Source organism: Massilia sp. GER05 (genome assembly GCF_052056005.1).
Lineage (GTDB): Bacteria > Pseudomonadota > Gammaproteobacteria > Burkholderiales > Burkholderiaceae_D > Telluria > Telluria orientalis.
In genome coordinates this window covers 7,126,032-7,147,069 of the sequence record NZ_CP178858.1, presented here as the reverse complement: position 1 = coordinate 7,147,069, position 21,038 = coordinate 7,126,032, and the positions used below count along the sequence as shown (strand labels likewise).

Sequence of the window (21,038 nt, the reverse complement as noted above, 5' to 3'; positions counted from 1 at the left end):
AATCGATATGCGAAGTGTCGTTTTTTTCGTTTTACAAAAAAATTTCCGTGCGGCACCAAAAAAATTGCGCTAATGTTCCGATTCTCGTCGTTTCTGCAAAGCAGGAAACTGGCATCAGGCTACACATGCGCAGCGGGTTTTCCATCGCGCGCTTCACTACATAGTAATGCGAGGAGTCTCCATGAAACACCCTCTCGACCGAGTGCCGGGCACGGAAACCCGGGCGATACTCGCCCTCGCGGACGGCAGCATCTTTCGCGGACATGGCATCGGCGCAACCGGTCACACCACTGGCGAGGTCGTCTTCAACACCGCGATGACTGGCTACCAGGAAATCTTGACCGATCCCAGCTACATGCGCCAGATCGTCACGCTGACCTATCCGCACATCGGCAACACCGGCGTCAATCCGGAAGACGGTGAATCGTCCAATGGTCCCGCAGCGCGGGTCCACGCCGCGGGCCTGGTCATCAAGGATCTGCCGCTGCTGGCATCGAACTTTCGCTCGACCCAGGCACTCTCGGATTACCTGAAGGCCCAGGGCGTGGTCGCCATCGCCGGCATCGACACCCGCAAGCTCACGCGCATCCTGCGCAGCAAGGGGGCGCAGAACGGCGCCATCGCCGTCGGCTTGTCCGCCGAGGAAACGGTCGCGCTGGCCCGCGGCTTCGAAGGCCTGGGGGGCATGGACCTGGCCAGGGTCGCCAGTGTCCGTGAGCGCTACGAGTGGCGCGAAACGGAATGGCGCCTTGGCGCAGGTCATGGTGTCCAGGATGCGCCGCGCTTCCACGTGGTGGCGTACGACTTCGGCATCAAGGCCAACATCCTGCGCATGCTGGCCCAACGCGGCTGCCGCGTGACCGTGGTGCCGGCGCAAACCGGTGCCGCGGAGGTATTGGCGCTCGATCCGGACGGCGTGTTCCTGTCGAACGGCCCCGGCGATCCGGCCCCGTGCGACTATGCGATCGCCGCGTCGCGCGACATCATCGAGCGGGGCGTGCCGACCTTCGGCATCTGCCTCGGCCACCAGATCATGGCGCTCGCTTCGGGCGCGCAGACCGTCAAGATGAAGTTCGGCCACCACGGCGCCAATCACCCCGTGCAGGACCTGGCCAGCGGCCGGGTCATGATCACCTCCCAGAACCACGGTTTCGCGGTCGACGCGGCCACGCTGCCGCCCAATTGCCGGGTAACCCACGTGTCGCTGTTCGACGGTTCGTTGCAAGGCTTCGAGCGTACCGACAGGCCGGCCTTCTGTTTCCAGGGCCACCCCGAGGCCTCCCCCGGTCCGCACGACCTGGGCACCCTTTTCGACCGTTTCATCTCGCTGATGGAGGCAGGCCATGCCCAAGCGCACTGATATCAACAGCATCCTGATCATCGGCGCCGGTCCGATCGTGATCGGCCAGGCGTGCGAATTCGACTACTCGGGCGCCCAGGCCTGCAAGGCCTTGCGCGAGGAGGGTTACAAGGTCATCCTGGTCAACAGCAATCCCGCCACGATCATGACCGACCCGGACATGGCCGACGTCACGTACATCGAGCCGATCCAGTGGGAAGTCGTGGCGCGCATCATCGCCACCGAAAGACCGGACGCCGTCCTGCCCACGATGGGCGGCCAGACGGCGCTCAACTGCGCGCTCGACCTGCATCGCCACGGCGTGCTGGCCGAGCATGGCGTGGAACTGATCGGCGCGACGCCGGACGCCATCGACAAGGCCGAGGATCGCTCCCGGTTCAAGGAGGCGATGACGAAGATCGGCCTGGGCTCGGCCCGTTCGGGCGTGGCCCACGACATGGCCGAGGCCTGGGCCGAGCAGGCCAAGCTGGGCTTCCCCGTCATCATCCGCCCGTCGTTCACGATGGGAGGAAGCGGCGGCGGCATCGCGCACGACGCGCGTGAATTCAACGCCATCTGCGCGCGCGGCCTGGAACTGTCGCCCACCTCCGAACTGCTGATCGAGGAATCGCTCGTCGGCTGGAAGGAATACGAGATGGAGGTCGTCCGCGACAAGAAGGACAACTGCATCATCGTTTGCTCGATCGAGAACCTGGACCCGATGGGCGTGCACACGGGCGACTCGATCACCGTCGCGCCGGCGCAGACGCTGACGGACAAGGAATACCAGATCATGCGCAACGCGTCGCTCGCCGTGCTGCGCGAGATCGGCGTCGACACGGGCGGCTCGAACGTGCAGTTCGCGGTCAACCCGGCCGATGGCCGCATGATCGTCATCGAGATGAATCCGCGCGTGTCGCGTTCGTCGGCGCTCGCTTCCAAGGCCACCGGCTTTCCGATCGCCCGCGTGGCGGCCAAGCTGGCCGTCGGCTTCACGCTCGACGAACTGCGCAACGAGATCACCGGCGGCGCGACCCCGGCCTCGTTCGAGCCGGCTATCGATTACGTCGTCACCAAGATTCCGCGCTTCGCTTTCGAAAAATTCCCCGGTGCCGACACAGGCCTGACCACGCAGATGAAATCCGTGGGCGAAGTGATGGCGATGGGCCGCACCTTCCAGGAGTCGTTCCAGAAAGCGTTGCGCGGCCTGGACATCGGCGTCGATGGGCTGCGGCGCAGGAAATCGTACACCGAGGTGATCGATGCGGAACTCGCGGCGCCCGGTCCGGAGCGAATCTGGTTCGTGGGCGACGCGTTCGCCCAGGGATATTCGCTGGACGACGTGCATCGTCTGTCGGGCATCGATCCGTGGTTCCTGGCGCAGATCCAGGACCTGGTCGAGGTCGAACTGTGGCTGGAGACCCAGCGCCTCGGCGCCCTGAACGAACCCATCCTGCGCAGGCTGAAGCAACAGGGTTTCTCGGATCGCCGCCTGGCGGCGCTGCTGAAGACCCACGAAGACGAGGTCCGGGCGCGCCGCCACCAGCTGGGCGTGCGCCCCGTGTACAAGCGCGTCGACACCTGCGCCGCCGAATTCGCCACGCGCACCGCGTACCTGTATTCGACCTACGACGACGAGTGCGAAGCCGAACCCACCGACAAGCGCAAGATCATGGTGCTGGGCGGCGGCCCGAACCGCATCGGCCAAGGCATCGAATTCGACTACTGCTGCGTCCATGCCGCCATGGCGCTGCGCGAAGACGGTTACGAGACCATCATGGTCAACTGCAATCCGGAGACCGTCTCGACCGACTACGATACGTCGGACCGCCTGTACTTCGAATCGCTCACCCTGGAAGACGTGCTGGAAATCGTCGCCCTGGAAAAGCCGGAAGGCGTGATCGTCCAGTACGGCGGGCAGACGCCGCTGAAGCTGGCACTGGCGCTGGAGGCCAACGGGGTGCCGATCATCGGCACGTCGCCCGACATGATCGACGCGGCCGAAGACCGCGAGCGCTTCCAGCAGCTGCTGAACAGGCTGGAACTGCGCCAGCCGCTGAACCGCACCGCGCGTACCGAGCTTGACGCCGTGCGCATGGCGGAGGAAATCGGCTATCCGCTGGTGGTGCGCCCATCGTACGTGCTGGGCGGGCGCGCGATGGAGATCGTGCATGAACAGGCCGACCTCGAACGCTACATGCGCGAAGCCGTCAAGGTGTCGCATGATTCGCCGGTGTTGCTGGACCGCTTCCTGAACGACGCCATCGAGTGCGACGTCGACTGCGTCGCGGACGGCACTGACGTCGTGATCGGCGGCGTGATGGAACATATCGAGCAGGCGGGCATCCATTCGGGCGACTCGGCCTGTTCGCTGCCGCCGTATTCGCTGGCGCCGGAGACGATCGCGGAACTCAAGCGCCAGACCTCCCGGATGGCGCGCGGCCTGAACGTCGTCGGCCTGATGAACGTGCAGTTCGCGATCCAGCAGGTCAAGGTGGACGGCAGGCTGCGCGACCATGTCTACGTCCTGGAAGTGAACCCGCGCGCCTCGCGCACGGTGCCGTTCGTGTCGAAGGCCACGGGACTGCAACTGGCCAAGATCGCGGCGCGCTGCATGGCGGGGCAGTCGCTGGCGAGCCAGGGCGTGACGGCAGAAGCTGTCCCGTCCCGCTTCTGCGTCAAGGAATCCGTGTTCCCGTTCGCGAAATTCCCCGGCGTCGATACCATCCTCGGCCCGGAAATGAAATCGACCGGCGAAGTGATGGGCGTGGGAGCCACGTTCGGTGAAGCGTTCCACAAGGCGCAACTGGCGGCCAACGTACGCCTGCCGCGCGCAGGCCGGGTCTTCATGCGCGTCAAGCGCGGCGACCAGGCGCGCGCCGTGGCGCTGGCCCGTCAGTTGCACGCGGCCGGTTTCACGCTGTGCGCCAGCCACGTCACCGCGACCGTGATCGCGGCGGCCGACATTCCCGTCGCGACTGTGGACGACGCCGAGGTGCTCGATCTGATGCGCGCTCGCGAGATCGCCCTGGTCGTGTTGACCGTGGACGAGAAGCGCGCCGCCATCTACGCGTCGAGCGCGCTGCGCGTGGCCGCGCTGGCATGCGGTGCGCCGTGCTACACCACCATCGCCGGCGCCGAAGCGGCGCTGGAGGGAATCCGCCACATCGACAACTATGGCCTGTATTCCTTGCGTACGCTGCACGGCGAGACCCCCGCGACGCCGTCCGCGCGCGGCCGCCTGGCGCCGACCGAGGCCGACCTGACGGCGGCCGCGGCCACGATTCCCGAGCGCCGCCGGCACGAGCGCAAGCGCGCGGCGGGTGCCGAGCCGCTGAAGGTGTTCATCCGCCAGCCGTTCACCGAATCGGACGCGCGGCAGCAGCGCGTGATCAGCGACATCATGCACCTGATCGACAGCGCCAACGGGGCACCGCATGCGTTCGATTACCTGACCGGCACGCAGGCCGAAAGCGCCCTCACGTTCAAGCACTCCTTCGAACGCGAGCAGCACATGCCGTTCACGCCCCGGAACTTCCGCAATCACCGCCTGGGATTGCTGGACCACGCGGACGTGATGGTCAACATCCGCGTCGGCATGAGCGAAAGCAGTGCCTTCGAACTGAGTTACCACATCTTCAAGGGACGGCGCACCCCGGTGCTGTTCCTTGTGTGGAAAGGCGCACCGATCAAGACGACCCTGATCCGCGAACTCGAGGACCTGGTCGACGTGACGTACGTCGAATTCGACGAGGTGGAGGAGCTGCGCGCGTCCATCCACCAGTTTTTCAACAGCCGCCGCTTCGATGGCGTATCGAGCCGCGCGCTAAACGATTAAGAACGCCGAGGAATGAAAATGTTAAACAATATGAAGATTAAGACGCTCGTCGTGACGGCATTGAGCTTGCTCGTCGCGATGATGCTGGTGATTGGTGTCATGGGCTTGTACGGCGCGGACCGGTCGGTCGGACTGATCCGCCACGTGATCCTGGCGGACCAGAAAAGCGCGTACGACCAAAAGTCGATCCGCCTCGACATGGAACTGGCGCGCAGCCAGATCCTCCAGGCCTTGCAGCATAACCCGACGCTGTCCTGGTCGCAGCTGCATGACCACCCGCTGACCGTGCATTTCACCCAGATCGACGCCCTGGCGAACGCCACGAACGAGAAGTGGACGAAGTACAGCGGGTCGATCAGCAATGCCGCGGAAAAGCGCCTGGCCGACGAATGGTTCGCCAAGAGCGATAATCTGGGCGTGGCGCATATCAAGGCGGCGTCCGACGCGATCCGGGCGGGTGACTGGGACGGTGCGGAAACAATCCTGATCAAGAAGATCAATCCGTCGTACCGGGTCGGTGACGAAGCCATGGCGGCGCTCACGCACGCGTCCGAGGCGCGCGCGGCCACCAACGAGGCGGACGTCGCCGACAGCCTGCGCCACACCGCGTATTTTGCGGGGGGCGTGCTGTTGCTGGCCGCGCTGGTCGGCGTCGCCGTGGGCGCGGCGATGATCCGCGGGATCTCGGCGCCGCTTGGCGAAGCGACCGCCATCGCGTCCCGCGTTGCCGCGGGCGACCTGACCGGACGGATCGAGGTGCGCGGCAACAACGAAATCGGCACCTTGCTGGCGGCGCTATCCCAGATGAAAGCCAACCTGGCCGGTATCGTGGCGGAAGTGCGCACCAGTACCCACACCATTTCCAGCGCCTCCTCCCAGATCGCGGCCGGCAACATGGACCTGTCGGAACGTACTTGTGGCCAGGCCAGTTCGCTGGAACAGACCGCCGCGTCGATGGAAGAGCTGACCGGCACGGTACGCCAGAACGCCGACAACGCGCGCCAGGCCAATCAGTTGGCGGTATCGGCGTCGGAAGTGGCGGTGCGCGGCGGCGGCCTCGTGGCGCAAGTGGTCGACACGATGGGTTCGATCAACGAGTCCTCGCGCAAGATCGTGGACATCATCGGCGTCATCGACGGGATCGCGTTCCAGACCAATATCCTCGCGCTGAACGCGGCGGTGGAGGCGGCCCGGGCCGGCGAGCAGGGCCGTGGCTTCGCCGTCGTCGCGTCCGAGGTGCGCAACCTGGCCCAGCGCTCGGCCGGCGCCGCGAAGGAAATCAAACAACTGATCGGCGATTCCGTCAGCAAGGTGGACAGCGGCGCGCGCCTGGTCGACGAGGCCGGTGTCACCATGAAAGAGATCGTCAGCGGCATCCAGCGCGTGACGGACATCATGGGCGAAATCACCCAGGCGAGCCAGGAACAGACTTCCGGGCTCGACCAGATCAACGAGGCGATCGGCCAGATGGATTCGATCACGCAGCAGAACGTGGCCCTGGTCGAGGAAGCCACTGCCGCCGCCACTTCGCTGCTGGACCAGGTCGGTGCGCTGAGCGGAGTCGTGGACGTGTTCGTGCTGGACGAGGTGCCGGGCCAGCGGGATCTTCATCGTGCGTCCGCCACGCGTCCGGGAACGAAGCCGGACGCCCCGGTGCGCGCACTGTCCGCGCCCGCGCGGCGCGCGACCGGCGCGGGTGCGCCGTCCGCCGTGAAGCGGACGACCGCGGTGGAGGACGAGGCGTGGGAAACGTTCTGATGGCGTAGGTGCGCGCAGGTTATGCGGCGAGCATCAATATGCCGCCGCAGCGCATTCTTGCACTGCTTGCGTGGACGGCCGTCGGCCGTCGCACGTTCGATTTTCCCGGGACTGGCCGGACTGCCGCCGCGTAAGCGCCATCCGCGTCAAGCCACGTCCGGCAACAGCAGGAGGATGTCCGTCGGACCGACGTCGATGCCCATCTGCGAGAACAGCGTCGTGGCCTGGCCCCGGTGATGCGTCTGGTGGTTGAACACGTGCAGCAGGACGTCGCCCAGCCGCTTCGTGCTCGCGATGCCCTTCATCGACGTCCACGTGAACGCGCCATCCAGGTGGGCGGGCGTCACTTCGGCGCTGAACGCGAGGATGGCGGCGTCCAGTTGCCTGCGCAACGCGTCCAGTTCGGGCAAGGTCGCGCATAGGCGCGCGTCCAGCGACGCCGGCCGGGGCAGCTCCTCCAGGCACTGCAGCGATGCCAGGCCCGGCACGCCGGCCGCGATGCGCTTGAACCAGATGAGGTCCGCGATCACGAGGTGGTTCAGCGTCCCGAAGACCGACCCGAAGAACGCGCCCCGGTCCTCATGCAGGCGCTCCGCCGGCAGCGCGGCGGCCGCGGCGTACAGCTTCCGGTTCATCCATTCGTTGTAGGTGGCCAGTTGTGCGAAGTGGGAAATCGTCATGAGCGTGATCCGATAAAAAAAACGCGCCGGTGTCGAGCCGGCGCGTCGTTCATGGAAGAGCGTGCGACATCATGCCGGCGGCAGCTTGGCGAACTGCTCGTTCAGCTTGGCCAGGGTGGCACTGAAGTTGTCCAGGCGCTCGCGTTCCTGCGCGACGACGGCTGCCGGTGCGCGGGCGACGAAGCTTTCGCTGGACAGCTTGCCATTCGCCTTGGCGATCTCGCCTTCGATGCGCGCGATCTCCTTTTTCAGGCGCTCGCGCTCGGCGGCGACGTCGATCTCCACCTTCAGCATCAGCTTGGTCGTGCCGACGATGGCGACGGCGGCCGGCGAATCCGGCAGCGCGTCGACGATCTGCACTTCCGACAGCTTGGCCAGCAGCGCGACGTACGGCGCGAAGCCTTGTGCGGCCGCGCGGTCGGCATCGTTCGCCGGTTCGACGATCAGCGGCACGCGCACGGACGGCGACAGCTTCATTTCACCGCGCAGGTTGCGGGTCGCGTCGGTGACCTTCTTGAACTGCTCCATCCAGCTTTCCGCATCCGCGTCGATCAGCGACTCGTCGGCGATCGGGTACGGCTGCAGCATGATGGTGTCGCGATTGTCGCCCGATCCTTTGCCGGCCAGCGGCGCGACGGCCTGCCACAGCGCTTCGGTGACGAACGGGATGATCGGATGCGCGAGGCGCAGCACGACTTCCAGCACGCGCAGCAAGGTGTGGCGGGTGGCGCGCTGCTGCGCTTCCGTGCCCTGCTGGACCTGCACCTTCGCCAGTTCCAGGTACCAGTCGCAGTACTCGTCCCAGACGAAGCTGTAGATGCTGTTCGCGATGTTGTCGAAGCGGTAGTCCTCGAAGCCCTTCGCGACGTCCAGCTCGACGCGGTTCAGGCGCGAGATGATCCAGCGGTCGGCCTGCGAGTAGTCGGCGGCATCCGGCTTGCCGCAGTCCTTTCCTTCCGTGTTCATCAGCACGAAGCGGGTCGCGTTCCACAGCTTGTTGCAGAAGTTGCGGTAGCCTTCGCAGCGGCCCAGGTCGAAGTTGATGTTGCGGCCGAGGGACGCGTAGCTCGCCATCGTGAAGCGCACGGCGTCCGTGCCGAAGGCCGGGATCCCGTCCGGGAATTCCTTGCGCGTCGCCTTGGCGATCTTCTCGGCGGCCTTCGGGTTCATCAGGCCCGTCGTGCGCTTGGCGACGAGCGATTCCACGTCGATGCCGTCGATCAGGTCGATCGGGTCGAGCGTGTTGCCTTTCGATTTCGACATCTTCTGGCCCGACGAATCGCGCACGAGGCCGTGCACGTACACGGTCTTGAACGGGACCTTGCCGGTGAAGTGCGCCGTCATCATGACCATGCGCGCGACCCAGAAGAAGATGATGTCGAAGCCGGTGACGAGCACGGAGGAGGGCAGGAACATCTCCATGTCCTTCGTCTGTTCCGGCCAGCCGACCGTCGAGAACGGCACGAGCGCGGACGAGAACCACGTGTCCAGCACGTCGTCGTCGCGTTTCAGTTCACCCTGGACGCCGGCGGCAAGCGCCTTCTGCTGCGCCTCTTCCTCGTTGCGGGCGACGACGACTTCGCCGTTCGGGCCGTACCAGGCCGGGATGCGGTGGCCCCACCACAGCTGGCGCGAGATGCACCAGTCCTGGATGTTGTTCAGCCACTGGTTGTACGTGGTCGTCCAGTTCTCCGGGACGAACCTGATCTCGCCGCTCGCGACCTTTTCCAGCGCCACGTCGGTGATCGACTTGCCCGGGTTGTGCGTGCCTTCCGGCGCCGGCTTGCTCATCGCGACGAACCACTGGTCCGTCAGCATCGGCTCGATCACGACGCCCGTGCGGTCGCCGCGCGGCACCTGCAGCTTGTGCGGTTTGACCTGTTCCAGCAGGCCTTGCGCTTCGAGGTCGGCGACGATCTTCTTGCGCGCTTCGAAGCGGTCCAGGCCGCGGTAGGCTGCCGGCGCGTCGTCCGTGATCTTCGCCTCGAGCGTCATGATCGACGGCATCGGCAGGTTATGGCGCTGGCCGACGGCGTAGTCGTTGAAGTCGTGCGCCGGCGTGATCTTCACGCAGCCGGTGCCGAACGCTTTATCCACGTAGGAATCGGCGATGACGGGGATCTCGCGGCCGACGAGCGGCAGCTTGAGCATCTTGCCGTGCAGGTGCGTGTAGCGTTCGTCGGTCGGGTCGACGGCGACGGCGACGTCGCCCAGCATCGTTTCCGGACGCGTCGTCGCGACCGTCAGGTGGCCGCTGCCGTCCGCCAGCGGGTATTGGATGTACCACATCGAGCCGTCTTCTTCTTCCGACACCACTTCGAGGTCGGAGACGGCCGTGCCCAGTACCGGGTCCCAGTTGACGAGGCGCTTGCCGCGGTAGATCAGGCCTTGCTCGAACAGGCGCACGAACACTTCGGTGACGGTCTTCGAGCGCGGCTCGTCCATCGTGAAGTATTCGCGGTTCCAGTCGGCCGAGGCGCCCAGGCGGCGCATCTGGCCCGTGATGGTGCTGCCCGATTTTTCCTTCCACTCCCAGACCTTCTCGACGAAGGCTTCGCGGCCGAGATCGTGGCGCGAGATCTTCTGCGCGTCGAGCTGGCGCTCCACGACGATCTGGGTGGCGATGCCGGCGTGGTCGGTACCCGGGATCCACGCGGTGTTGAAGCCACGCATGCGGTAGTAGCGGGTCAGGCCATCCATGACGGTCTGGTTGAAGGCGTGGCCCATGTGCAGGGTGCCCGTCACGTTCGGCGGCGGCAGCTGGATGCTGAACGACGGCTTGCCGTCGTCCATTGACGCGGCGAAGTAACCGCGCTGTTCCCATTCCGTGCGCCAGAATTGTTCGATGTCGACTGGCTCGAAAGACTTGGCTAATTCCATGATGTGGCTGTAGTGGCTGTATGGGCTGAAAATGCGAAAACGACCATTATAGATGACGGCGAACGGCCTGCGCCGGCAGAGCCGGCGAGAATTTGTAGGGTGGGCGGCCCGCCGCCCACGCGGACGCTCGCATCTTGCATAGCTGAGCGTGGGCTCGGTGAGCCCACCCTACGGCAAACGAGACGCGAATGATGGGCTATTTACCGCAGCCCAGCGCCTTGATGCGATCGTACGCCGCCTTGGCCTGCACGAGACCGTAGCCGTACTTCGTGTCGCGGCCGGCCGTGCCCAGGTCGAGCGCGCTGTTGTCCAGCGACGTACGGATCTGGGCGCCCGTGCAGGTCGGGAAGTAGCTCCACACCAGTGCGGCGACGGCCGACACGTGCGGCGTGGCCATCGAGGTGCCGTCGAAGTAGGCGTAGTTCGATGCCTTCACGGCCACCGTCGCGCTCTGGCCCAGCTGAGCCTTCATCGCGGCGCCGTCCGTGTCGGAGGCGGTCAGCGACGGGATCGTCGTGACGGTCGTGCCCAGCGTGCCGCCGAATGCGCCCGCCACGTTGTTGTAGACGATCGCGCCCACGCCGCCGCTGTTCTGGCAGTTGGCGACCTTGGTCGCGAAGTCGACGGTGCCGCGCTGGATCAGGCAGACCTTGCCGGAGACGGACGAGTTGACGGTGTCGCCGATGCCGAAGTCGGCCAGCGGCGCCGTCGCGGTCTTGACGGGCGAGCCTTCCATCGCCGACGAGGCGTAGTTCGTCGAGCCGACCGTCAGCGCGGTGTCGACGCCGGTGCCCATCGGGACGGTCGACAGCACGGCCACACCGGGACCGGCGATCTCGACATCCTTGTTGTATTGCGAGAACGAGGCGACGACCTTGTTCTCGTCCACGGCCGCCACCGACATCACGCTCGTGTAGCCGGCCGGGTACGACGTCGTCGAATTGCCGTCGTTGCCCGCCGCCGCGATCGAGAGGACGCCCTTGGTCTGCAGGTTGTCGAAGGCACGCTGCTCGGTGATGCTCCTGGCACCGCCGCCCAGCGACATCGTGATGACGTTCGCGCCCGCCGCGCCGCACTTGTTGGCGGCATTGGCCAGGGTCGACGAATACGTCCACGCGCCATCCTTGCCGAACACTTTCACGATGTGCAGCTTGAGCTGCTTGTTCGGGTTCACGCCGACGACACCCAGGCCGTTGTTCACGCCCGCGATGGTGCCGAACACGTGGGTGCCGTGGTGGGTTTCGTCCGTGTACCACCAGCCCGTGCCGGAATCGTATTCGCCGGTGACGTTGGCGCCGTTGTCCTTCAGGTCTTCATGGCTGAAATCGACACCGGAGTCGATGATGCAGATCTTGCGGTTGCTCGTGTTCGCATCGGACAGCTGGTCGGCCTGCACCTGCTTGATGCCGTACGGCACCAGCTGGCCGGACGTGTACGGTACGCCGGTCGACGGTGTCATCAGCGCGAACGGTTTGCGGATCACGTCTTCCTCGACGTACTCGACGTTCGGATTGTGCTGCAGGCCCTGCAGCGCGGCCGTCGGCACTTCGATGGCCATCGCGTTCATGTTGAAGATGTCCTGCTTGACCGTGCCCCGGGCGGCCGCGACGGCGGACTTGATGTTGGCAGCCGCGCCGGGTTTGAAGGCGACGATCACGCGGGTCGTGTCGGGCGCGGCCGACACACTGCCCGAGAACGCGACGGCCAGGGCCGCCACGCACAGCCCGAGGACCGGGACCATCTTCGATGCGCGAGTGTATTTCTGATTCATCGGTGTTTTCTCCGTCTAAGAAAATATGTATTGCAGCTGGCCTTGTGGACCGCATGCTTTTTGGTTGTCCGCTACCCGTATTGGGCAGCGAAAATCAGTTTATTTTGAGAAGTTATGCATATGCAATCGGATTTCAATCGTGCGCAACAGTTGTTGCGTAAGCGCAGAGATTGTGAATTTCTTTGACGAGACGGCTTGTCAACGTGCTATATTTTTGGCGCGCCGCAGGCGCCCATGCGACCGCGCGCCGCAACGGTCGCGTGCAACCTCTCGCTGCGAGAACCATAACAATGAGCGCGTACCTGCCTCCCCGCCGGCTGATCCTGCTGGTCGACGACGATCCCCTCCTGCTCGATTACCTGAAAACCGTACTGGACCATTCCGGTTACGAGACGATGACGGCCGAATCGGCCGTCGAAGCGCTGCAGCGCGTGGCCGAGCGCGAAGCCGACATCGCGCTGGCCCTGCTCGACATCAGCATGCCCGGCATGTCCGGCCTCGACCTGGCGCTCCGCCTCAGGGAGCACACGTCGGTCGCGTTCATGTTCCTGTCGTCGGTCGACGATGCCGAGACGGCGCGCCAGGCCGCCAGCCACGGGGCCGTCGGCTTCGTCGTGAAGCCGGTCGATGCCGCGCGCCTGATTCCCGCGTTCGAATCCGCGCTGGCCCGCGCCGACGAGATCCGCCAGTTGCGCCGCACCGAAGCGAACCTGAACGCCGCGCTGGCGGCGGGTCGCGAGACGAGCCTGGCGGTGGGGCTGCTGATGGCGCGCTACCAGACGGACCGCAACACGGCGTTCGAGGTGCTGCGCGACCATGCGCGCTCGAGCCGGCGCAAGGTCAACGAAGTGGCGGAGCAGCTCGTGGCGGCGGAGGAATTACTTAACGGCCTGCACGGGGCGTTCGCGGGACGGTTGAAGGGAAAGTAGGTTTTGTGCCGGCTTGGTATCATGCCGAACATTCTTTCATCATCTTCCAGGGACCGTAAACATGAAAACCAGGGCCGCGATTGCATGGCAGGCAGGGAAACCGCTGACGATCGAAGAGGTCGAACTCGAGGGCCCGAAGGCGGGCGAGGTGCTCGTCGAAGTCAAGGCGACGGGCATCTGCCATACCGACTACTACACACTGTCCGGCGCCGACCCGGAAGGCATCTTCCCGGCCATCCTGGGCCATGAGGGCGCGGGCGTCGTCGTCGACGTCGGCCCGGGCGTGACGAGCCTCCGTAAAGACGACCACGTCATCCCGCTGTACACGCCGGAATGCCGCCAGTGCAAATTCTGCCTGTCGCAAAAGACGAACCTGTGCCAGGCCATCCGCTCGACGCAGGGCCGCGGCCTGATGCCGGATGCGACGTCGCGCTTCTCGCTGGACGGCAAGCCGATCTACCACTACATGGGCACGTCCACCTTCTCGAACTACATCGTGGTGCCGGAAATCGCGCTGGCGAAAGTCCGTTCGGACGCCCCGTTCGACAAGATCTGCTACATCGGCTGCGGCGTCACGACGGGCATCGGCGCCGTGATCTTCACGGCGAAGGTCGAGGCGGGCGCGAACGTCGTCGTGTTCGGCCTGGGCGGCATCGGCCTGAACGTGATCCAGGCGGCGAAGATGGTCGGCGCCGATAAAATCATCGGCGTGGACCTCAACCCGGGCCGCGAAGAGATGGCCCGTAAATTCGGCATGACGCACTTCGTCAATCCGAAGGAAGTCGAGAATGTCGTCGACACCATCGTCCAGCTGACGGACGGCGGCGCGGACTACTCGTTCGAATGCATCGGCAACGTCACGACGATGCGCCAGGCGCTGGAGTGCTGCCACAAGGGCTGGGGCCAATCGATCATCATCGGCGTGGCGGAAGCGGGCAAGGAAATCGCGACGCGTCCGTTCCAGCTCGTTACGGGCCGCGTGTGGAAAGGCTCCGCGTTCGGCGGCGCGCGCGGTCGTACGGACGTGCCGAAGATCGTCGACTGGTACATGGAAAACAAGATCAATATCGATGATCTCATCACCCATCACCTGACGCTCGACCAGATCAACGATGGCTTCGACCTGATGAAGAAGGGCGAGTCGATCCGGTCGGTCGTGGTGTTCTGATCCCGCCAACGTCCGCGTGGGCGGCAGCGCCCACGTTTCTTCCGTCTGTTCCGCGTTTCGTGCGGCCGGTATGTCGTGCGGGATCCCGCCGTGCTGGCGCAGCCGGCGCCGCAAGTGCAATCGATCAGCGCAGCGGCGCGACGAGGCAGCCGTGGGCATCCAGGCTGCCGGCGTCCTGGTCCCAGCCGCGGGCGTACAGCGGCACGCCCATGCCGTCCGGCAGGGCGGCCGTCGTCGACGCCAGGTTCGCATAGACGCCAATGCGCTCGCCGTCCAGGCTGCGCACCATGCCGATCACGCCGTCCGGCAAGTCGTCGATGAAGTCGGTCGCGCCGCGGCGCAGGGCAGGGTGGCGCCGGCGCAGCTTGATCAGGGCGCTGAAGTGGGCGAATGCGGCGTGGTCGAACTTCGACCAGTCGAGGCGCCAGTCTTCGAATAACACGGTCCAGTCGCGCCAGCCGCTGTCTCCGAATTCCTGGCCCATCAGGATGTGCGGCACGCCGTCCATCGTCAGCAGCACGCTTGCCGCGGCCAGGTGCGCGTCGTGGCCGAACACGGCGCCGGCGCGCGGCTGTTCCTTGTCTTCCAGCCAGCGCAGGCGCAGCGCGCCGCGCGGAAAGCCATACGTCGATTCGTTCCAGTACTGCGCGAACTCGCGCGCGCCCGCTTCCCCGTGCGCCACGCGGCGCAGCATCTCGCGCGTGCCGCCTTCGTAGGTGAGGTCGCAGGCCGCAAGGTGGTGGAATTCGTCGTAGGCCTGCGAGATCAGGGCGATGTCGGGCCGCACCGCGGCCAGCGCGGCGCGGATCTCGTCCAGGAAATCCGTCGGCGTGATGTCGGAATCGTCGAAGCGCATGCCGTCCAGGCCGAAGCGTTCGACCCAGCGGCACATCGTATCGACCAGGTAGCGGCGCAGGTCGGGATTGCTGAAATCGAAGCCGGCAAAATACTCGCGGTGCGGCACGGCATACATCACCTTGCCTGCGCGGTCGCGCTGGAACCAGCCGGGGTGAGTCACCGTCAGCGGATGGTCGGCGCTGCTGCGGTTCAGCGTCCAGTCGAATAACGATGCGCATGCCGCGCGCGTGGAGCGCGTCCACCAGCCACCGCAGGCCGCCTTCGTCGCCGAGCGCCGGGTCGATGGCCTCGAAGTCGCGCACCGCGTACGGGTCACCCAGGGTGCCGCGCCGGCCGGCCACGCCGATCGGGTGGATCGGCATCATCCAGATCGTGTTCACGCCCAGGTCGGCAAGGTGGCCGAGGCGCGCACGCACGCCGTCGAAGTCGCCGCCGAACGCGCGTACCGACAGCTGGTAGACCACGGCGTCGGGCAGCCACGCGAGGCTCGTCAACGCTTGATGATTCCGGTACAGCGCGCCCGGCGCTTCCGCACGCAGGCCGCGCCGGCGCAGGAACACGGTGCCGTCCAGGCAGACGGTGACGCAGGAATTGCCCTGCCCATCTTCGGACATCCACGGGTTGGCGGGATCGGCGATCCAGTGCGTATCGTCCAGCACGAATTTGTACAGGTGGCGGCCGGGCGGCAGCGGCAGGGTGCAGGTCCAGCGGGTCGGCGTCACGCGTTCGAGCATGCGGGCATCGCCCACCCAGCTGTTGAAGGTGCCGGCCAGCGCGACGGCGCGCAAGTCTGCCGGGCCATCGAAGACGAAGCGCACGCCGCCGGCGGCGAGAGCGGGGAGCAGGGCGGGATCGGCGTCGCGGGCGATGTGCATCGGGCATTCTTGGTGTTGTTCTTGTTATTGAACTACATAATTAATGCTTAGTAAACAGTAGCAATACTACATTTTCATTTCCTGTAAATATTCTGGAACTTTTCCCTCGCCCCGTTCAAATAAAAGAAAAGAACGAACGAACCCGACGTGAACGAGACCGACGACTTACAACTGCTGCGCGCGATCCGACAGGGCGACGAGGCCGCATTCCAGACCCTGTACCGGCGCCACCGCAGCGGCTTGTACAGTTTCGCGCTGCTGCACAGCGGCGCGCCGGACGTGGCGGCGGACGTCGTACAGGACGTGTTCATGGGCCTCCTGAACGACATTTATGGCTTCGATCCGTTGAAAGGCATGCTCGCCAATTTCCTGTACGGCGTGGCCCGCAACCTCGTGCTGAGCCATGCGCGCCAGAACAGCCGTTGGGTGCAGGCCGCGGGCGACGGCGACGAGGACGACGGCTGGGAGGTGGCCGATCCGGCGGCGGGGCCGCTGGGCAAGCTGCTCGACGACGAAGCGGTCGAGCAGCTGCGGCGCGGACTGGCCGTGCTGGCGCCGCATTACCGCGACGTGGTGATCTTGTTCGAGCTGCACGAAAAGTCGTACCAGGAAATTGCCCAGATCTGCCAGCTGGAGATCGGCACCGTGAGATCGCGCCTGGCGCGCGGCCGTGCCGCGCTGGCGCAGGCGCTCGCGCCGTACCGGGCCATCGCAAAGGACATCGCATGAACAGGTTGGAATTCGAAGACGGGAATGGCAAGGCTCCGGCGCCGGCATGGCGGGACGCGCGCCGCGTGCTCGCGCAGGCGGCGCCGCCGGACCGTGTGGAACAGGCGCTGCTGCGCGCTTTCAGGCAACGCCACGCGCCGCTGCCGTGGTATCGCCGGTGGAGCGCCGATGCGGTCGCGTCCTGGGCCGGCATCGGCGCGGCGGCGTGTGCGCTGGCCATTGCCGGCATGAGTTTGCTGCCCACGGCAGCGCCATCGCCCCGCGTGGTGCGCGTGCTGGCGGCGGCCGACGTCGGGTTCGTGCCGCTCGTGCCGCCGGAGCGCATGGCGGCCGCGCCGAATCCGCAATTGAAGCAGGCGAACCTGCCGCGCGCGGCCCTCGTGCAGATGGGGATTCCGATCGTGGCGGACGCACCGCAGGAACTGGTCCACGCGGAACTGCTGGTGGCGGGGACGGGCGAACCGCTGGCGATACGGCTGGCCGTGAACTGAAGTTTTTTCCAAGGAGGAGTGATGAAACGGACTTTCCTGTCCGCCGGCCTCGCTTTGCTTGCGCTGGCGCCGCTGGCCCATGCGCAGCAGGGCGGGGCGGCGAATGAAGCGCTGGAATTGATGCTGCTGCAGACCAGCGCGTCGACCCGCTGTACCGACGATTGCACGGTGCGCAGCCTGCCGTATTCCGCCGAGCGCGTGACGGAAACGGTCAAGGTGCTGGCCGACGGCAACCGCATCGTCCGGCGCAACACGGAGAAGCTGTACCGCGACAGCGATGGACGCACCCGGGTCGAATCGGAATGGAATGGCAAGCCGCTCGTGCAGATCCAGGATCCGGTCGGGGGCATGAGCTACCGCCTGTATCCGGACACGAAGACGGGCTACCGGATGGCCATCGCGGCGCCCGCCGGTCCGGCGGCATCCGTGCCCGGTGCCGCGAAGGTGGCCGAGCAACTGGCGCCGGCGCTGAACGTCGACGCGGCGGGCACGGTAGCCCAGTCGCGTTCGCTCGGCACGAAGCAGATCGAGGGATTGACGGCCACCGGCACCCACACGACCGTGACCGTGCCGGCGGGGGCGAGCGGCAACGTCAAGCCGATGATCAGCACGACGGAAGTGTGGATCGCGCGCGACCTGTGGATTCCCCTCGAGATGAGGATGTCCAACCCGTTCATGGGGGACAGCGTGATGCGCGTGCGGAACCTCTACCGCCTCGAACCGCCGACGGCCCTGTTTGCCGTGCCGGCCGACTATACGGTGCGCGAAATCGTGCGCCGCTGATTGCTTACCAACGAAAGGGAAGACCATGAAAGTTTCCGCAATCCTGTTCAGCCTGCTGGTCGCGTGCCAGATCCTGCCCGCCGCTGCCCAGACTGGCGACATGACGCGGCCCGACGTCACCGGCATCATGCAGGCGCATCATGCCGATCAATTCAGCCCCCAACGCCTCCGCGTCGAGTACAACGCTGCCGTCGCCAGGCTCAGGATCCTTGCCGGCGCCGGCAAGCCGCTGGCGTACACCTACGATTACGTGACGGACACGAGCATCGCGCTCGCCGGCGGCAATGCGCAAAAGTCGCAAACGAAGACGTCGTATGCTTACGACAAGGATGGCCGCTCGCGTACGGTGTCGTCGTCGTTCGGGCTGGAGCGCATCGTCATCGCCGATCCGACGCAACATGCGGTCTACCTCGTCTGCCCGGAGCGCAAGGAAGTCCTGCGCCTGCAGGGGGCCGCGCTGGACGAAGCGGCGCCCGTACAGCCGCCCGTCGCGCCGGGCGCGACGACCGACCTGGGCGAGAAGGTGATCGCCGGCGTCAAGGCGAACGGCAGCCGTTCGGAATTCACCGTGCCCGCCGGCGCCCAGGGCAACGAGAAGCCCCTGGTGCACAAGGTCGAAACGTGGTTTTCGACCGATCTGGCGACCGTCGTGTACCTCCAGTTGAACATGCCGGAGTTTGGCGACATCGTCTCGCATGTCGACAACCTCAAGTTCGGCGACGTCCCGGCGTCCACGTTCGCCTTGCCGGAGGGTTACGCGATCCGCGATATCGCATTGCATGAATGATCACAGCATGGCAGCATGAGGGGTCATTCTTACCAGGAATATTCATGCGCTTGTCCCTTCGTCTTGCCGTCTGTGCCGTCCTGGCCGGATGCGCCTCCATCGCCACCGCCCAGACGCCGGCCGAGCGTCCCGCCACGTCGTTCCCGTACACGCCGGGCCTGGACGTGAACTCGATGGACCGCAGCGCCGACCCCTGCGTCGATTTTTACCAGTACGCGTGCGGCGGCTGGATCAGGAACAATCCGATCCCCGCCGACCAGGCGCGCTGGTCCGTGTACGGCAAGCTGGCGCTGGACAACCGCCGCTACCTGTGGGGCATCCTCGAAGACCTCGCGCAGCGCCAGGATGGCCGTAACGCGAACCAGCAAAAGATCGGCGATTACTTCGGCGCCTGCATGGACGAGAAGGCGATCGAAGCGCGCGGCGCCGCGCCGCTGACGCCGTATTTCGACGAGATCGCGACCATCCAGTCGAACCGCGACCTGCCGCGCGTGCTCGCGCGCCTGCAACTGGCGCTCGCGGATCCGGGCCTGTTCTTCGGTTTCTCGTCGAGCCAGGATTTCGCGGACTCCTCGCGCGTGATCGCGTTCGCCGTCGCGGGCGGCCTGGGCCTGCCGGACCGCGACTCTTACCTCAAGACCGACGCCAAGTCGAAGGAAATCCGCGCCAAATATGTCGCGCACATCGCGAACACGTTCAAGCTGCTGGGCGATACGCCCGCGGTGGCGCAGCGCAACGCGGCACGCGTGATGCGGATGGAGACGACGCTGGCGAAGGCATCGCTGTCGGCCGTCGACAAGCGCGACCCGCATAAACTGTTCCACAAGGTCGACGCGCAAGGCCTGCAGGCATTGACGCCGGGCTTCGACTGGCACGCCTACCTCGACGAGCTGGGCGAGGGCAGCCTGGGCAGGTTCAACGTCACCGAACCCGCGTTCTTCAAGGCGCTCGGCAAGATGTGGACGACGAACGGCGCGGACGCCACCCGCACCTACCTGCGCTGGCACGTGGCGCGCAACATGTCGCCGGTGCTGGCGTCGAACTTCGACAACGAGCACTTCGATTTCTTCAGCAGGACGCTGCGCGGCGTGCAGCAGCAGCAACCGCGCTGGAAGCGCTGCGTGGCGCTCGTCGACCACCAGCTGGGCGAGGCGCTGGGCCAGGAATTCGTCGGCCGCGCATTCGCGCCCGAGCTGAAGGACAAGGCGCTGCACATGACGCGCCAGATCGAAGACGCGATGAAGAAGGACATCGACGAACTCGACTGGATGAGCGCGGAGACGAAACGGCAGGCGCAGAATAAACTGGCCGCGATCGTCAACAAGATCGGCTACCCGGACAAGTGGCGCGACTACAGCGCCTACGTCGTGAAGGCGGGCGATTTCGCCGGCAACGTCGAGCGTGGCAACCGGTTCGAGGCACGGCGCGAGCTGGCCAAGATCGGCAAGCCGCTCGACCGTTCGGAGTGGGGCATGACGCCGCCGACGGTGAACGCGTACTTCGATCCGCAGATGAACGACATCAACTTCCCGGCCGGCGTGCTGCAGCCGCCGCTGTTCGATCCGAAGATGGACGACGCACCGAACTACGGCAACACGGGCGGCACCATCGGCCATGAACTGACGCACGCCTTCGACGACGAAGGCCGCCAGTTCGACGCCGACGGCAACCTGAAGGACTGGTGGACGAAGAAGGATGCCAAGGCGTTCGAGGAGCGCGCCCAGTGCATCGTCGACCAGTACGCGCAGTACACGGTCGTCGACGACATCAAGATCAACAGCAAGCTCACGCTGGGCGAGGATGTCGCCGACCTGGGCGGGCTGATCCTCGGCTGGATGGCGTGGCAAACGGAGATGGCGGCGATGCCGCAGAAGGCGCAACCGCAGCCGTTGCGCGACGGCCTCACGCCGGAGCAGCGCTTCTTTGTCGGCTACGCGCAATGGGCTTGCGAAAACAATCGTCCGGAAAACCTGCGCGTGAGCGCGATGACGGACCCGCACTCGCCGGGGCGTTACCGCGTCAACGGGCTGATGGTGAACATGCCGCAGTTCCAGCAGGCGTTCCAGTGCAAGGCGGGGCAGCCGATGGTGAAGGAAAAGCGCTGCAGGGTTTGGTAAATATTGTTGGCTTAAGCACGTCGTCCCCGCGCAGG

General features: G+C 65.7%; 14 protein-coding genes and 1 pseudogene. 10 read left to right on the top strand and 5 right to left on the bottom strand.

The genetic code is table 11. From position 1 onward, the window contains the following. Nucleotides 1-181: 181 nt before the first annotated feature. From carA to ACL58G_RS31530, 3 genes are read left to right on the top strand one after another with little or no spacing between them, the layout of a single operon-like run. Nucleotides 182-1,360, top strand: coding sequence for a glutamine-hydrolyzing carbamoyl-phosphate synthase small subunit (gene carA, locus ACL58G_RS31540; RefSeq protein WP_413386707.1), 1,179 nt, complete (start codon nucleotides 182-184; stop codon nucleotides 1,358-1,360). Further along, the gene (gene carB, locus ACL58G_RS31535) at nucleotides 1,344-5,177 is read left to right on the top strand and encodes a carbamoyl-phosphate synthase large subunit (RefSeq protein ID WP_440964483.1); all 3,834 of its coding nucleotides are present in this window, start codon (nucleotides 1,344-1,346) and stop codon (nucleotides 5,175-5,177) included. Before carA ends, carB begins: the two co-directional genes overlap by 17 nt. Before the next feature lie 30 nt (nucleotides 5,178-5,207). Beyond that, nucleotides 5,208-6,935, top strand: a complete 1,728-nt coding sequence (locus ACL58G_RS31530) for a methyl-accepting chemotaxis protein (RefSeq protein WP_440964481.1) — start codon at nucleotides 5,208-5,210, stop codon at nucleotides 6,933-6,935. Nucleotides 6,936-7,081: 146 nt separating this feature from the next. Here the strand turns inward: ACL58G_RS31530 and ACL58G_RS31525 are convergent, their stop codons facing one another. The 3 genes from ACL58G_RS31525 to ACL58G_RS31515 form a co-directional block, all read right to left on the bottom strand. Beyond that, nucleotides 7,082-7,615 carry a DinB family protein gene (locus tag ACL58G_RS31525; protein ID WP_440964479.1) on the bottom strand — a complete coding sequence of 178 codons (534 nt, stop codon included), beginning with the start codon at nucleotides 7,613-7,615 and terminating at the stop codon, nucleotides 7,082-7,084. 69 nt (nucleotides 7,616-7,684) lie between these two features. After that, nucleotides 7,685-10,495 (bottom strand): valine--tRNA ligase, encoded by a 2,811-nt coding sequence (locus ACL58G_RS31520; RefSeq protein WP_440964477.1) that lies wholly within the window; start codon nucleotides 10,493-10,495, stop codon nucleotides 7,685-7,687. 196 nt (nucleotides 10,496-10,691) lie between these two features. Beyond that, nucleotides 10,692-12,266, bottom strand: coding sequence for a S8 family serine peptidase (locus ACL58G_RS31515; RefSeq protein ID WP_440964475.1), 1,575 nt, complete (start codon nucleotides 12,264-12,266; stop codon nucleotides 10,692-10,694). Between the two features lie 290 nt (nucleotides 12,267-12,556). Between ACL58G_RS31515 and ACL58G_RS31510 the strand changes: the two genes are divergently transcribed. Together ACL58G_RS31510 and ACL58G_RS31505 are read left to right on the top strand one after the other, a co-directional pair. Next, on the top strand, nucleotides 12,557-13,195 hold the full coding sequence (locus ACL58G_RS31510) for an ANTAR domain-containing response regulator (RefSeq protein ID WP_440964473.1): 639 nt from the start codon (nucleotides 12,557-12,559) through the stop codon (nucleotides 13,193-13,195). 61 nt (nucleotides 13,196-13,256) lie between these two features. Further along, nucleotides 13,257-14,363 carry an S-(hydroxymethyl)glutathione dehydrogenase/class III alcohol dehydrogenase gene (locus ACL58G_RS31505; protein ID WP_371766092.1) on the top strand — a complete coding sequence of 369 codons (1,107 nt, stop codon included), beginning with the start codon at nucleotides 13,257-13,259 and terminating at the stop codon, nucleotides 14,361-14,363. A 124-nt stretch (nucleotides 14,364-14,487) separates the two neighbouring features. Here ACL58G_RS31505 and ACL58G_RS31500 read toward each other — a convergent pair whose 3' ends face one another. Continuing rightward, complete coding sequence (locus tag ACL58G_RS31500) at nucleotides 14,488-15,381, bottom strand: DUF3459 domain-containing protein (protein WP_440964470.1); 894 nt, start codon at nucleotides 15,379-15,381, stop codon at nucleotides 14,488-14,490. A gap of 103 nt (nucleotides 15,382-15,484) precedes the next feature. Beyond that, a pseudogene (locus ACL58G_RS31495) lies at nucleotides 15,485-15,955 on the bottom strand (alpha-amylase family glycosyl hydrolase); the annotation flags it as partial. Nucleotides 15,956-16,243: 288 nt separating this feature from the next. Here ACL58G_RS31495 and ACL58G_RS31490 point away from each other — a divergent pair. From ACL58G_RS31490 to ACL58G_RS31470, 5 genes are read left to right on the top strand one after another with little or no spacing between them, the layout of a single operon-like run. Further along, nucleotides 16,244-16,825 carry an RNA polymerase sigma factor gene (locus ACL58G_RS31490; RefSeq protein ID WP_413386723.1) on the top strand — a complete coding sequence of 194 codons (582 nt, stop codon included), beginning with the start codon at nucleotides 16,244-16,246 and terminating at the stop codon, nucleotides 16,823-16,825. Then, nucleotides 16,822-17,316 (top strand): hypothetical protein, encoded by a 495-nt coding sequence (locus tag ACL58G_RS31485; protein WP_440964468.1) that lies wholly within the window; start codon nucleotides 16,822-16,824, stop codon nucleotides 17,314-17,316. The genes ACL58G_RS31490 and ACL58G_RS31485 overlap by 4 nt, the downstream gene beginning before the upstream one ends. Nucleotides 17,317-17,337: 21 nt before the next feature. Next, on the top strand, nucleotides 17,338-18,099 hold the full coding sequence (locus ACL58G_RS31480; protein ID WP_413386727.1) for a hypothetical protein: 762 nt from the start codon (nucleotides 17,338-17,340) through the stop codon (nucleotides 18,097-18,099). Nucleotides 18,100-18,124: 25 nt separating this feature from the next. Further along, complete coding sequence (locus ACL58G_RS31475) at nucleotides 18,125-18,886, top strand: hypothetical protein (RefSeq protein WP_440964466.1); 762 nt, start codon at nucleotides 18,125-18,127, stop codon at nucleotides 18,884-18,886. 44 nt (nucleotides 18,887-18,930) lie between these two features. Beyond that, on the top strand, nucleotides 18,931-21,003 hold the full coding sequence (locus ACL58G_RS31470; protein ID WP_440964464.1) for a M13 family metallopeptidase: 2,073 nt from the start codon (nucleotides 18,931-18,933) through the stop codon (nucleotides 21,001-21,003). Nucleotides 21,004-21,038: the final 35 nt, after the last annotated feature.

Excerpts from the sequence above, each read along its gene's own strand:
- carA (WP_413386707.1), top strand. The coding sequence starts at position 182 with ATGAAACACCCTCTCGACCGAGTGCCGGGCACGGAAACCCGGGCGATA.
- carB (WP_440964483.1), top strand. The coding sequence starts at position 1,344 with ATGCCCAAGCGCACTGATATCAACAGCATCCTGATCATCGGCGCCGGT.
- ACL58G_RS31530 (WP_440964481.1), top strand. The coding sequence starts at position 5,208 with ATGAAGATTAAGACGCTCGTCGTGACGGCATTGAGCTTGCTCGTCGCG.
- ACL58G_RS31525 (WP_440964479.1), bottom strand. The coding sequence starts at position 7,615 with ATGACGATTTCCCACTTCGCACAACTGGCCACCTACAACGAATGGATG.
- ACL58G_RS31520 (WP_440964477.1), bottom strand. The coding sequence starts at position 10,495 with ATGGAATTAGCCAAGTCTTTCGAGCCAGTCGACATCGAACAATTCTGG.
- ACL58G_RS31515 (WP_440964475.1), bottom strand. The coding sequence starts at position 12,266 with ATGAATCAGAAATACACTCGCGCATCGAAGATGGTCCCGGTCCTCGGG.
- ACL58G_RS31510 (WP_440964473.1), top strand. The coding sequence starts at position 12,557 with ATGAGCGCGTACCTGCCTCCCCGCCGGCTGATCCTGCTGGTCGACGAC.
- ACL58G_RS31505 (WP_371766092.1), top strand. The coding sequence starts at position 13,257 with ATGAAAACCAGGGCCGCGATTGCATGGCAGGCAGGGAAACCGCTGACG.
- ACL58G_RS31485 (WP_440964468.1), top strand. The coding sequence starts at position 16,822 with ATGAACAGGTTGGAATTCGAAGACGGGAATGGCAAGGCTCCGGCGCCG.
- ACL58G_RS31480 (WP_413386727.1), top strand. The coding sequence starts at position 17,338 with ATGAAACGGACTTTCCTGTCCGCCGGCCTCGCTTTGCTTGCGCTGGCG.
- ACL58G_RS31475 (WP_440964466.1), top strand. The coding sequence starts at position 18,125 with ATGAAAGTTTCCGCAATCCTGTTCAGCCTGCTGGTCGCGTGCCAGATC.
- ACL58G_RS31470 (WP_440964464.1), top strand. The coding sequence starts at position 18,931 with ATGCGCTTGTCCCTTCGTCTTGCCGTCTGTGCCGTCCTGGCCGGATGC.